This is a genomic window from Pseudonocardia sp. ICBG1293 (genome assembly GCF_020131355.1).
Classification (GTDB): Bacteria; Actinomycetota; Actinomycetes; order Mycobacteriales; family Pseudonocardiaceae; genus Pseudonocardia.
The window spans coordinates 549199-562401 of sequence record NZ_JAHLEL010000006.1; the positions used below are offsets into that span (position 1 = coordinate 549199).

Here is a 13203-nt window from a genome sequence, read left to right on the forward strand (position 1 = left end):
CGGCTCAGTCCCGGTCCCGCCCGGCGGCGGACTCCCGCGCCAGGAACGAGTGCGTGCGGCCGTAGACGGCGTAGACCAGCAGTCCGAGCACCAGCCAGCCGACGAACCGGATCCAGGTGTCCAGGTTCAGGTTGAGCATCAGGTACAGGCAGGCGACGGCGGTCAGCGCGGGCACGACCGGGGAGAACGGGACCCTGAACGGCCGCTCCAGGTCCGGGCGGGTCCGGCGCAGCACCGGCACCGCGACCGCCACGATGATCATCGCCGAGAGCGCGCCGATCGACACCATGTCGGCGAGTGCGGTGATCGGGGTGAACGCCGCGATCACCGCGCAGACGACGCCGCCGATGATCGTCATGCGGTGCGGGGTGCCCCACCGCGGGTGTGCGGTGCCGATGGCCTCGGGCAGCAGCCCGTCGCGGCCCATCGCGAAGCCGATCCGGCCGATCGTCACCAGCTCCACCATCATCACCGAGGTCAGACCGGTCACCGCGCCGAGCGCGATCAGCGCCCCCACCCACGGCAGCCCGACGCCGGCGAACGCCGACGCCAGCGGGGCTCCGGTGTCGATCTCGGTGTAGGGGACCATCCCGGTGAGCACCAGCGAGACGCCGACGTAGAGCACCGCGCAGACGGCGAGCGCGCCGAGCAGGCCGATCTTCAGGTCGCGGTCGGGGCGCTTCGCCTCCTCGCCGAGGTTGGCCAGCGCCTCGAAACCGGTGTAGGCGAAGAAGACCACCGCGGCCGCGGTGAGCATGCCGCCGACGCCGAACACGGTCGGTGCGAGCCCGAACACCCCGGAGATGATCGGCTGGGTGAACACCGAGCCGCCGTCGTCGGGGGCCTGGGCCGGCGGGATGAACGGCTGCAGGTTGGCCGGGTCGACGTAGAACACGCCGACCGCGAGGATCAGCACGCACACCGCGAGCTTCACCAGCACCAGCAGGTTGGTCAGCCGGGCCGACTGCTGGATCCCGGCGACGGCGACGACGGTCAGCACGGCGATGATCAGGACCGCGCCGACGTTGACGGTCGCGTCCTCCCCGAACCAGGCCGAGGGCAGCCCGAACAGCGACGTCAGGTAGCCCGACCAGCTGCGCGAGACCACCGCGAGCCCGAGGCCGAACTCCAGCAGCAGGTCCCAGCCGATGATCCAGGCGAACACCTCGCCGAGGGTGGCGAAGGCGTAGGTGTAGGCCGACCCGGCGGTCGGGACCGAGGAGGCCAGCTCGGCGTAGCAGACGGCGGCGAGCCCGGCGACGACCGCACCGATCAGGAACGACAGCGTCACCGCGGGGCCCGCGTGCTGCTGGGCCTCCACCCCGGCCAGGGTGAAGATGCCGGTCCCGATGATGATGCCGACCCCGAAGCCGACCAGGTCGCGGGCCTTGAGCGTGCGCTTGAGCGGGGTGCCCCCTCCGTCACCGCCACCGCCCGCGGATCCGTCACCGGACCTGCTCCGGGCCAGGATCCGTTCCACCGGCATCGTGCGCGTCCAGCCCACCCCGCCACCCCCACTCGTCGTCGGTCGGTCGATCGTTGCGGCACGGTATGTCGGCGGCGCGGTGCCCTGCCGGTCGGGGCGGCCGGAACCTGAAAATCCTGTGTGAACCCCGCGTCCTCCCTGTCCGGTTCGTCGATCGGCGGTGCACCATCGATGACGGGACGGCTGTCGGGTCGTCCACGACCGGAGAGGCCCGTGTCCCGACCTGCGCACCGCCCTCGGCGGTTCTCCCGCGCCCGCGCGCTGACGGCCGCGGTCGTGACGGCGGCAGTGGTGGTGGCGCCCGCGCTCTGGGGCGCCGCCGGTGCCGCCCCCGGCGGTGCCACCCCGCACCCCGCGCAGCACCAGAGCGCACCGACCGACGCCGACCCCGGTCCCCGCGCCCCCGCGCCCGACGCCGACGCCGACGGCTCCGGCGACGGCGACGGGACGCCCGGGCCGGGCACGCTGCGCGAGCTGCTCGCGGCGATCACCGGCTCGGCCACCGCCGACCCGCTCGACCTCGCGCCCGGAACGCTGTCGGTGGACCGGGAGGGCGAGGACGGCCTCACCGTCAACTGGGCCCTGCTCGACACCGGGGACGGCCGCTGGACCGGCTCGGCGGACGCGGCGACCGACCGGTCCGAGGCCGAGTCGACGATCAAGGCGTGGCTGGCGGCCGACACCCTGCGCGCCGCCGCGGGCCGCCCGGTGACGGCCGGTACGCGTGCCGACATCGCCGCCGCCGTCCGCGCCTCGGACGACGACGCCGCCGAGCGTCTCTACCGCGCGCTCGGCCGGGACGCGAGCACCGCGCGGCTGGGACCGGAGTGCGGGGTGGACGTGGCGACGTCGCGGCCGGGGTGGTGGTCCTACACCCAGCTCACCGCCCTGGACGCCGCCCGGATCCTGGCCTGCGTGCGCGACCGCGCGCCGGAGTGGCCCGGCGGCGAGGCTCTGCTCGCCGATCTCGACGCCGTCACCCCGGACGGTCGCTCGGGGATCCGTGACGTGCTGCCCGGTGCCGTCGCGGAGAAGAACGGCTGGGCCCTGCACGGTGCCGACGGGTGGAACGTGCACTGCGTCCTGGCCTGGGAGGACCGCGCCCTCGCGGTGCTCACCACCTATCCCGCCGAGCGGGGCGTCGAGTACGGCTGGGCCGTGTGCCGCGACGTCGCGGCGGACGTGCTCGCCGCGTCCTGAGCAGTGGTTTCGGCGTCCGCGACATCGGGGAACCGTTCGTCACCGAACCGACGAGAGGTGGACGATGACCGGCTTCTTCGGCCCCGGCGACCCCCGTGGCCCGGTGCACCGGATCGACCTGACGCGCCTGCTCAGCGGGGGCGCACGCGAGATCATGGCGCGCGCCGGCCAGGAGGCGATGGAGCGCGGCGACACCGACCTCGACGCCACGCACATCCTGCTGGCCTGCGCGCGGACCGGGACCACCCGAGCCTGGATCACCCGGGCCGGAGGGGATCCGGACGCCATCGCGCGGATCCTGGAGGAGCGGCTGCCGCGGCCGGGCAGCGGTGACCCGGATCCGGCGCGGCCGCCGTCGCTGACCCCGTCGGCCAAGCGCGCCCTGCTCGACGCCCACCAGGTCTCGCGCTCCCTCGGGTCCAGCTACATCGGCCCCGAGCACCTGCTGCTCGCGCTCGCCGCGAACGAGGACTCCGCCGCGGGCCGCCTGCTCGCCCGCTCCCGGTTCACCCCGGGCGCGATGGCACCGGGCACCCCGTCGGGGTCGCCGCAGCCGGGAACGGTGCCGACCGACGCCGCAGCGCCCGAGACCGGCACCCCGACCCTGGACCAGTACGGCCAGGACCTGACCGAGGCCGCCCGCGGCGGCCGTCTCGACCCGGTCATCGGCCGCGCGGACGAGATCGAGCAGACCGTCGAGGTCCTGTCGCGCCGGACGAAGAACAACCCCGTGCTGATCGGGGAGGCCGGGGTCGGCAAGACCGCCGTGGTCGAGGGGATCGCCCAGCGCATCGCCGACGGCGAGGTCCCCGACACCCTGCGCGGGCGCCGCGTGGCGCAGCTCGACCTGGCCGGGGTCGTCGCCGGGACCAAGTACCGCGGCGACTTCGAGGAACGGATGCGCACCCTGATCGAGGAGATCCGCGCGCACAGCGACTCGGTGATCGTGTTCGTCGACGAGCTGCACACGATGGTCGGTGCGGGCACCGGCGGTGGTGAGGGCGGCGGGGCGATGGACGCCGGCAACCTGCTCAAGCCCGCGCTGGCGCGGGGCGAGCTGCACGTCATCGGGGCGACCACGCTGGAGGAGTATCGCCGCTACATCGAGTCCGACTCCGCGCTGGCCCGCCGGTTCCAGCCGGTCCTGGTGCCCGAACCCTCGGTCGAGGACGCCGTCGCGATCCTGCGCGGTCTCGCCGACCGCTACGAGGCCCACCACCAGGTCCGCTACACCCCCGAGGCGCTGCGCGCCGCGGTCGAGCTGGCCGACCGCTACGTCACCGAACGGTTCCTGCCCGACAAGGCCATCGACCTGCTCGACCAGGCCGGTGCGCGGGTGCGGCTGCGGACCCGCACCCCGACCGTCGACCGGCGCGCGGTCGAGCAGCGCCTCGACGCGCTCACCCGGGACAAGGACCAGGCCGTGGCCCACGAGGACTACGAGAAGGCCTCCCAGCTGCGCGACGAGATCACCGCTGCGCGCGAGGAGCTGGCCGGCGACCCCACCGACCCCGAGACCCGGGCGCCGGTGGTTGGGGTGGAGGAGATCGCCGAGGTCGTGTCCCGCTCGACCGGCATCCCGGCCGCCCAGCTCACCGAGGCCGAGCGGGACCGGCTGCTCAAGCTGGAGGACGAGCTGCACCAGCGGGTCGTCGGGCAGGACGCCGCGGTCACCGCCGTCGCCGAGGCGATCCGCCGGTCCCGGTCCGGGCTCGGCGATCCCGACCGGCCGGTCGGCAGCTTCCTGTTCCTCGGCCCGACCGGTGTCGGCAAGACCGAACTGGCCCGCGCGCTGGCCGCCGCGCTGTTCGGCGACGAGGACCGCACCGTCCGCCTGGACATGAGCGAGTACGGCGAGAAGCACACCGTCGCGCGGATGGTCGGCGCCCCGCCCGGCTACGTGGGCTACGGCGAGTCCGGCGAGCTCACCGAGGCGGTGCGCCGCAGGCCGTACTCGGTGCTCCTGCTCGACGAGATCGAGAAGGCGCACCCCGACGTGTTCAACACGTTGCTGCAGGTGCTCGACGACGGCCGCCTGACCGACGGCCAGGGCCGCACCGTCGACTTCCGGCACACGGTGATCATCATGACCTCGAACGTCGGGTCCGAGCTGATCACCGGGCACGGCACCACGCTCGGCTTCGGCCCGGCCGCGGGGCCGGACACCACCGCCGCCGAGCGGGAGGACGCGGTGCTGCGCGACCGGCTCATGCCGCGGCTGCGCGAGGTGTTCCGGCCCGAGTTCCTGAACCGGATCGACGAGACGATCGTCTTCCGCCGTCTCGACGCCGACCAGCTCGCCCGGATCACCCGGCTGCTGCTCGACGACACCCGCGACCGGCTCGGCCGACTGGACATCGGCTTCGAGATCGGCGACGACGCCGTCGCGCTGCTGGCCGAGCACGGGTTCGCCCCCGAGTTCGGCGCGCGTCCGCTGCGCCGCACCATCCGCCGCGAGCTCGACAACCCGCTGTCGTCGATGCTGCTCGACGGACGGATCGGTGCGGGGGACACCGCACGCGTCGGCGTCGCCGACGGTGCCCTGACGATCGAGGCGGTGGCCGCCGCGCCGGCGTGACGGACCCCTCCACCGGTTATCGCATGCGTATATGTGCATGTATGGTGCGGGCATGGGGCACGGACACGGCGGCGGGTCGGGCCACGGGCACGTCGGGGCCGGTACCGACCGGCGCCGGCTGGCCACGGCGCTGGGCGTCACGCTGGTCACGGCGGTCCTCGGCGCGGCGGGTGCGGTGTACACCGGCTCGCTCGCGCTGCTGGCCGACCTCGGCCACCTGCTGACCGACGCGGGCGCCCTGGCCGCCGCGCTGATCGCGAGTGTGCTCGCCGCGTGTCCGGCGACGACGTCGCGGACCTACGGGATGGGCCGGGCGGAGGTGCTGGTCGCCGCCCTCAACGCGCTGACCCTCGTCGCGGTCGTCGTGTGGGTCGGGGTGGAGGCCGTGCAACGGCTGTTCTCGCCCGCCGAGATCCCCGGGCTGCCGCTGCTGGTCATCGGGGTGCTCGGGCTGATCGGCAACCTCGTGTCGCTGGCCGTGCTCGCCGGGGGCGACCGCGGCAACATGAACATGCGGGGCGCCATGCTGCACGTGCTCGGCGACGCGCTCGGCTCGGTCGGGGTGCTCGCCGCGGCCGTCGTGCTGATGACGACCGGCTGGCCCTACGCCGACACGATCGCCTCGCTGTTCATCGTCGCGCTGGTCCTCCCGCGCGCGGTCGCGCTGTTGCGCGAGGCGGCGCACGTGCTGCTGGAGGGCGCGCCCAAGGGGGTCGACGCCCAGGAGGTCAAGGCGGCGCTGCTGGCCGTGGACGGGGTGGCCGACGTCCACGACCTGCACGTGTGGGCGATCAACGACCGCACCCCCGCGATGTCGGCGCACGTCGTCGTCGACGAGGAGGTGTCCGCACACTGCGGGGACACCTCGGTGCTCGACCGGGCCGGGCACGTGCTGCGGGAGAGGTTCGGCCTCGACCACTCCACCCTGCAGGTCGAGCACGCCGCCCACACCGGGCACGAGAACCACTGCGGCTGACCCGCGGTGACCCACCGCCGTCCGGGGTAGTCCCCGGCATGCCGCACCTGTTCAGCCCGTACACGCTCCGGGGCGTGACCCTGCGCAACCGGATCGCGATGTCGCCGATGACGATGTACCGCTCGCGGGGCGGGCACATGGGTGACTTCCACCTGATGCACCTGGGTGCCCGGGCGGCGGGCGGGTTCGGTCTGGTCTTCGGCGAGCAGATCGCCGTCACCGCCGAGGGCCGCACCTCGGTGCACTGCGCCGGGCTGTGGGACGACGACCAGGTCCCCGGTCACGCACGGGTCGTCGCGATGGTCGAGGCGATGGGCGGTGTGGCCGCGGTGCAGCTCGCCCACACCGGGCGCAAGGGCAGCGAGCAGCTGCCGTGGGAGGGCAAGGCCCAGCTGCCGCCCGAGCACCCCGACGGCTGGCCGACCTCCGGGCCGTCACCGGTGCCCTTCGGCGGTCCGAAGCACGGCCACCCGGTGCACGAGCTCACCGTGGGCGAGATCCACGGCCTGCACCGCTCCTGGGCGGACGCGGCCCGGCGCGCCGCCGAGGCGGGCTACCGGTGGGTCGAGCTGCACTTCGCGCACGGCTACCTCGGGTCCAGCTTCTTCTCGCCGATCGCCAACCGGCGCACCGACGCCTACGGCGGCAGCCTGGAGAACCGCGCCCGGTTCCTGCTCGAGGCGATCGACGCCGTCCGCGAGGTGTGGCCCGAGGAGTACCCGCTCACCATGCGGCTGGGTGCCGACGACCTGCACCCCGACGGCACCCGGTTCGACGACGCGGTCACCGCGATCGGGTGGATGCGCGAGCACGGTCTCGACCTGGCCGACCTGTCCTTCGGCGGGAACACCCCCGACTCGCACGACGGCATGCGGGGTGAGCAGGGTGCCTGGGTGGAGCGCGCCCGCCGGATCCGCTCCGAGGTCGGGATCCCGGTCGCCGCGAGCTGGAACCTCAGGGTGCCGCGGACCGCCGACGACGCCGTCCGCTCCGGTGCGCTCGACGTCGTCCTGCTCGGACGGCCCGCGCTGGCGAACCCGCACTGGCCGGTGTGGGCCGCCCGCGAGCTCGGCCACGACGACCCGTTCTCCCTCGTCCCCGAGGACTACGCCTGGTGGCTGCGGACCATGCGTGGCCACGCGCCGAGCATCGGATGGCCGCAGCCGGCGCCGTGACCGCGTCCGGCTCCGAGCGGCACCGGATCGCCGCGGTCCGGGCCCGCACGCCGCGCGCTGCACCGATCGGCGCACCCCGCGCCGCCGTCCGGGTCCCCTCACGGCGGGGGCCCGCCCCGCTGTGAGGGGACCGTTACCGGACGGGAACCGCAGGTCATCCGGGCGTGACGGCGCCACGGAACGGTGGTGCACGACCGACCCCCGAGGAGTGACCGTGCCGGACCTGTTCAGCCCCTACACGCTCAAGGGCGTGACCCTGCGCAACCGCATCGCCATGTCGCCGATGACGATGTACCGCTCGACCGACGGCAGGATGAACGATTTCCACCTCATGTACCTCGGTGCGCGCGCCGCCGGCGGGTTCGGGCTGGTCTTCCCCGAACAGGTCGCGATCGCTCCCGAGGGCCGCACCACACCGCACTGCGCCGGGATCTACGACGACGACCTGATCGAGGGACACGCGCGGGTCACCGCGATGATCAGCGAGATGGGCGCGGTGCCGGCGATCCAGCTCGGCCACACCGGGCGCAACGGCAGCGAGCTCAAGCCCTGGGTGGCGAACGAGCTGGGCCGTCAGCTCCCGCCCGAGCACCCCGAGGGCTGGCAGGTCGTCGGCCCGTCGGACGTCCCCTACGGCTTCGGCAAGCGCCCCTACCCGGTGCACGCGCTCACCGTGGAGGAGATCAAGGACGTGCACCGGCACTACGCCGACGCCGCCCGCCGTGCCGCCGACGCCGGGTACCGGTGGCTGGAGATGCACTTCGCCCACGGCTACCTCGGCGCCAGCTTCTACTCCCCGCTGGCCAACCGGCGCACCGACGCCTACGGCGGCAGCAAGGCCAACCGGGCCCGCTTCCTGCTGGAGGCGATGGACGCCGTGCGCGAGGTCTGGCCGGAGGAGTACCCGCTGACCTTCCGCCTGGGCGCCGACGACTACCACCCCGACGGCGTGCAGTGGGAGGACTCGATCGAGGTGGTCGGGTGGCTCGCCGAGCACGGCGCCGACATGGCCGACCGGTCCTTCGGCGGCAACACCGACGACATGCGCGACCCGCACTTCCCGCACGTCTCGGCCTGGGTCGAGCGCGGCGCCCTGGTGCGCCGGGAGATCGGCATCCCGGTCGCGGTCAGCTGGAACCTCGGCATCCCCGCCAACGCCGACCGCGCGATCCGCGAGGAGAAGCTCGACCTGGTGCTGCTGGGCCGCCCGGCCCTGGCGAACGCGCACTGGCCGGTGTGGGCCGCCCGCGAGCTCGGCCACGACGACCCGTTCTCGCTGGTCCCCGAGGACTGGAGCTGGTGGCTGTCGAACTTCCGGGGGCACGACGCGAGCATCGGCTGGCCCGCCCCGTCCACCGGGCCGGAGCAGCACCTGCGCTCGGCCTGAGCGGTCACCGGCCGCGGCGTCGCCCCGCCGCGGCCGGTCGACCGGCTCAGCCGGCCAGGTGCGACCAGCGCGGCGCGAGGTCCTCCCAGGTGCCCTCGTCGGCGACCCGCCCGCGGTCCAGCACGACCACCCGGTCGGCCCGGGCCAGCGCCGCCCGCTTCGTGCTCGCGCCGACCACGGTGCTGCCCCGGCGGCGCAGCGCCGCCCAGAGCTCGATCTCGGTGCGGACGTCCAGCGCGGAGGAGACGTCGTCGGCGACGATCAGCTCGGCCCCGGTCGCCAGCGCCCGGGCCATGGCGACCCGCTGCACCTGCCCGCCCGACAGCCGGATGCCCCGGTGCCCGACGACCGCGTCCGGCCCGCCCGCGGCGGCGACGTCGCGGTCCAGGCGGGCGTCGTCGACCGCATCGACGACCGGCCGGTCGTGCCCGAGGGCGATGTTGTCGCCGAACGAGCCCGACAGCACCCGCGGGACCTGCCCGACGTAGGCGACCTGACCGGGACGCAGGAACGTCTGCGGGTCCTCCACCGCTCGTCCGTTCCACCGGATGACCCCCTCGTGCCCGACCAGCCCGGCCAGGCCCGCGAGCAGGCTGGACTTGCCCGACCCGACCCGGCCGGTGATCAGCACCAGCGAGCCCGCGTCGACGTCGAGGTCCACGCCCTCGACGCCGACGGTGCCGTCGTCGTGCACGGCGCTGACCTTCTCCAGGCTCAGCCGGTGCAGCGGCTCGCGGTCCACCGGCTCCGGGGCGGGCGCGGCCCCGGTGGTCAGGTCGACCCCGGGCGGCAGCCGGGTCAGGTCCGCCGGGCCGGCGAACGGGGCGACGGCACGCAGCCAGCGCCGCGCGATCGGGGCCTCGGTGACCGCGGCCGCGCAGACCTGCCCGAGGAACCCGGCCCCGTTCAGGGTGGTCGACACCAGCAGCGCCGTCGCCAGCGGCCAGGTCCCGGCCAGGTAGAGCGACCAGGTGAGCACCACCGCACCCTGCAGCAGCACCCCGGGGACGCCGTCGAGCAGGGTGCGCACCCGGTACTCGCGGACCGTGGCCCGCACCCGGTCACCGTCGACGCCGGCCAGGTGGGTCCGCAGAGCACCGGTCGCGGCGGCGAGCTTCACCGTGCGCACCGACTCCAGGACCGATCCCAGTGCCGTGCCGAACCGCGCCCTGGCGTCGGCGGCGATCCGCCCGGAGCGCCCCGCGAAGGGCGCCCCGACCGCCGCGACACCCGCGCAGACCAGCAGGAACCCGCCGATGACGGCGGCCGCGCGCACGTCGGCGGCCACCAGACCGGCCACCACGACCACGATCACCGAGTTGGTGACGTCGACCCAGCGGTCCACGTAGAGGATCATCCGGTCCGAGTCCAGCGCCCGGGCCACGACCTCGCCCGCGGGGGAGCGCGGCCCGCGCCGCTGCATGGTCTGGCCGCGGAGCACCCCGAGCCGCAGCCGCAGCGTCGTCGCGGACCACCAGCGCGGGTAGGTGCGGAACGCGACCGCGATCCACACCGGGAACAGCATCAGGACCACCGTCAGCGCGACGGCGGGCCCCCACGGGGGGTCACCGCCCTCCGCACCCGCGACGACGAGCCCCCACAGCCAGCCGGTGAGCACACCGGTGGCCGAGCCCAGGGTGGCGAGGGAGAACATCGCGCCGCCGGCCAGCCCCCAGCGCGGGTGGGCCAGCGCGAGTCGTACGACGACCCGCCACAGCGGGGGAGCGGGCACCGGGTCCGGGGGCGGCACGGCGCGCCGGGCGGCCCGGTGCAGCACCGGCGACCCCGGGTCGGCGTCCCCCGTGCTGTCGTCCGTGCCGCCGCCACCCCGTGCCGCGGCGGGTGCGTCGGCGTCGGTGCCCGCGTCGGTGCCGGTGTCGGTGCCGGTGCCGGGGAGCCCGGGCAGCGACCGGTCCGCGGCGAGCAGGTCGGCGTAGCGGCCCGGCTCGGTGGCGAGCGTCTCCCGCGCACCGTGCTGGACCAGCCGGCCGTCGGACAGCACCGCCACGGCGTCGGCGCGGCGGATCGTGGACAACCGGTGCGCCACGACGATCCCGGTGCGGCCCGCGAGCAGCGCCCGCGACGCGCGCGTCACCCGCTCCTCGGTGCGCGGGTCCATCCGCGCGGTGGCCTCGTCCAGCACCACGACGGCGACGTCGCGCACCAGCAGCCGCGCGAAGGCCACCAGCTGCTCCTCACCGGAGGACAGCGCGATCCCGCCCGTGCCGAGACGGGTGTCCAGGCCGTCGGGCAGCGCGTCGACCCACTCGTCGAGCCCCAGCGCCGCCGTCGCCGCCGCCACGGCGGTGCGCGGCACCGCGGGATCGAACAGGGTGATGTTCTCCGCGAGCGTCGCGGCCAGGATCTCGGTCCGCTGGGTGACGACGCCGACCGCCCGGCGCAGCCCGTCCAGGTCGAGGTCGCGCACGTCGACCCCGGCCAGGAAGACCTGGCCGCGCGGCGGTTCCACGGCGCGCGACAGCACCTTGGTGACCGTCGACTTGCCCGAGCCGGTGCGACCGAGCAGCGCGCACGTCGTCCCGGCCGGGACGGTCAGGTCGAGCCCGGCGAGGCGGAACCCGCCGTCGTACCCGGCGGTCAGGCCGCGCAGCTCCACCGGGGCGGGCCCCGGCGGCAGCGGACGCCCGCCCTCGGGCTCCCGTTCGGTCTCCAGCAGCGAGGAGACCCGGGTGAGCGCGCCCAGACCGGCCTGGATGTCGGGCATCCGGTCGACGATCGCGTCGACCTGGCCGACGAACGCGGTGGCCAGCAGCCACAGGGTGACCAGCGCGGCGATGCCGCCCGGGTCCCCGGCGACCAGCCACACACCGCCGAGCGCGAGCGCTCCGAGCAGCGCGTGCGCGACGGCGCCCGTCCGCAGCCCGAGCCGGGTGGCGATCCGGCACACCTCGTGCGTACGGGCGACGACCGTCGCGGCCCGGCGGGCGAACCCGGCGACCACGTGCGGCTGGCCCAGACTGGTGCGCACGTCGTCCTGCCCGGCGATCGACTCCTCCAGCTGCGCCGCGTGGTCCGACCAGGCCGTCTCCTCGGCGACCTTCGCCCGCGCGATCTGCGGCGTCAACGGCCGGGCCACCCCCACGACCACCGCGGCCACCAGCGGGAACACCACGAACGCCGGCCAGAACACCAGGCCGGCGACGATCCACGCGACGACCGAGCGCAGCAGCGCCCGACCGGTCTCCCAGCCGATCCGCCGGATGAGCTGGGCGAGCTGGCGGCAGTCGTCGTCGACCCGGTCGAGCAGCTCGCCGACCGCCTGGTCCTCCAGCGCGGGCAGCGGCTGCGCCAGCGCGGACGCGACCAGGTCCGCGCGGAGCGTGCCCTCCGCGCGCCCGACCACGCCGGAGAACAGGACCCGGCCCAGGGTGTCCAGCAGCGCGGCACCCAGCAGCAGCGCGGCCAGCGCGGCCACCAGCGTGACCGTCGGTCCGCCGACCACCGCCCCGACCACGGTCGCCGCCGACGCCTCCGCGACCGCGGCGACCACGGCGGCGGTCACCGCCACGACCGACACCGGTCCACCCAGCCGACGCCATGACAGCGCGCGCACCCCGACCCCCCGACACCGGCCGCGCTCCGGGATCTCCGGCGCCGCCGGTGATCGACGTTAACCGCGACCTCCGACAGAATCGCCCGGTTTTCCCGGCGCTGCCCCCGATCGCCGGGTCGAAACCGGATCGGGCCCAGGGCCACCCGAAGCGGTCGACAACGCCCCGAGGGGGCGCGGCCGGGACCGTCGTGTCCGCATGCTTGCCCGCAGCGACGCGCGAGCACGAGGGGGAACCATGGGACTCAGGGCGATCAGGTGGGCCGGGGGCGCGCTCTGCGCGGTGGCGGGGCTGGCGCTGACCGCGGCACCCGCGCTCGCCGAGGACGCACCCGTGCCGGAGCCGCCGACGTTCACCAGCACGCTCACCGCGACCCTCACCCCGGACGCGGTCCGGGCCGACGACGGCGCCCCGGTGCCCGGTCAGCAGGGGGCGAACGGGACGTTCACCCTGCGTCTGAACAGCGAGCAGAACATCGTCTGCTACGACATCCAGCTGACCGGGGTCACCCCGCCGTTCAGCAGCCCCGCACGGACCGCCACGCACCTGCAGGAGGGGCAGCCGAACGAGTCCGGCAACCCGCGGATGGTCTTCCCGGACCCGCAGGGCCCGCCCGGTGGACCGATGACCAGCAAGGGCTGCCTGCAGGGGCCGTTCACCACCGGCGTCGTCGTCGGCGGCGTCGACACCGGCACCGGGTTCACGGTCAAGGACCTGGAGGCCAACCCGGCCGCCTGGTTCGTCGACACCCACACCGAGCAGTACCGGACCGGCGCGGTGCGCGGGCAGCTGTCCAAGAGCGGCTGACGGCCGCGGCCGGCGCCCCGCA

Annotated in this window: 8 protein-coding genes; 6 read left to right on the forward strand and 2 right to left on the reverse strand. The window is 75.0% G+C overall.

What is annotated here, in order from left to right:
• Nucleotides 1–4: 4 nt before the first annotated feature.
• Nucleotides 5–1486: an amino acid permease gene (locus KPF47_RS03230; RefSeq protein WP_255659034.1), complete on the reverse strand. Its 1482-nt coding sequence runs from the start codon at nucleotides 1484–1486 to the stop codon at nucleotides 5–7.
• 213 nt (nucleotides 1487–1699) lie between these two features.
• Here KPF47_RS03230 and KPF47_RS03235 point away from each other — a divergent pair, with 213 nt between their 5' ends.
• From KPF47_RS03235 to KPF47_RS03255, 5 genes are all read left to right on the forward strand, one after another.
• A complete protein-coding gene (locus tag KPF47_RS03235; protein WP_224386700.1) occupies nucleotides 1700–2686 on the forward strand; it encodes a hypothetical protein in 987 nt (328 codons plus the stop codon).
• Nucleotides 2687–2750: 64 nt separating this feature from the next.
• The gene (locus tag KPF47_RS03240) at nucleotides 2751–5264 is read left to right on the forward strand and encodes an ATP-dependent Clp protease ATP-binding subunit (protein ID WP_224386702.1); all 2514 of its coding nucleotides are present in this window, start codon (nucleotides 2751–2753) and stop codon (nucleotides 5262–5264) included.
• 52 nt (nucleotides 5265–5316) lie between these two features.
• Nucleotides 5317–6240: a cation diffusion facilitator family transporter gene (locus tag KPF47_RS03245; protein ID WP_224386704.1), complete on the forward strand. Its 924-nt coding sequence runs from the start codon at nucleotides 5317–5319 to the stop codon at nucleotides 6238–6240.
• 38 nt (nucleotides 6241–6278) lie between these two features.
• A complete protein-coding gene (locus tag KPF47_RS03250) occupies nucleotides 6279–7415 on the forward strand; it encodes an NADH:flavin oxidoreductase/NADH oxidase (RefSeq protein ID WP_224386707.1) in 1137 nt (378 codons plus the stop codon).
• Nucleotides 7416–7629: 214 nt separating this feature from the next.
• Nucleotides 7630–8802: an NADH:flavin oxidoreductase/NADH oxidase gene (locus tag KPF47_RS03255; RefSeq protein WP_224386709.1), complete on the forward strand. Its 1173-nt coding sequence runs from the start codon at nucleotides 7630–7632 to the stop codon at nucleotides 8800–8802.
• A 46-nt stretch (nucleotides 8803–8848) separates the two neighbouring features.
• Here KPF47_RS03255 and KPF47_RS03260 read toward each other — a convergent pair whose 3' ends face one another.
• Nucleotides 8849–12331, reverse strand: coding sequence for an ABC transporter ATP-binding protein (locus KPF47_RS03260; protein ID WP_224386711.1), 3483 nt, complete (start codon nucleotides 12329–12331; stop codon nucleotides 8849–8851).
• Nucleotides 12332–12611: 280 nt separating this feature from the next.
• Here KPF47_RS03260 and KPF47_RS03265 point away from each other — a divergent pair, with 280 nt between their 5' ends.
• Nucleotides 12612–13181, forward strand: coding sequence for a CHRD domain-containing protein (locus KPF47_RS03265; protein WP_224386713.1), 570 nt, complete (start codon nucleotides 12612–12614; stop codon nucleotides 13179–13181).
• Nucleotides 13182–13203 lie beyond the last annotated feature (22 nt).

Coding starts and splice junctions, on each gene's coding strand:
- KPF47_RS03245 (WP_224386704.1), top strand. CDS start 5,317: ATGGGGCACGGACACGGCGGCGGGTCGGGCCACGGGCACGTCGGGGCC.
- KPF47_RS03265 (WP_224386713.1), top strand. CDS start 12,612: ATGGGACTCAGGGCGATCAGGTGGGCCGGGGGCGCGCTCTGCGCGGTG.
- KPF47_RS03230 (WP_255659034.1), bottom strand. CDS start 1,486: ATGCCGGTGGAACGGATCCTGGCCCGGAGCAGGTCCGGTGACGGATCC.
- KPF47_RS03250 (WP_224386707.1), top strand. CDS start 6,279: ATGCCGCACCTGTTCAGCCCGTACACGCTCCGGGGCGTGACCCTGCGC.
- KPF47_RS03240 (WP_224386702.1), top strand. CDS start 2,751: ATGACCGGCTTCTTCGGCCCCGGCGACCCCCGTGGCCCGGTGCACCGG.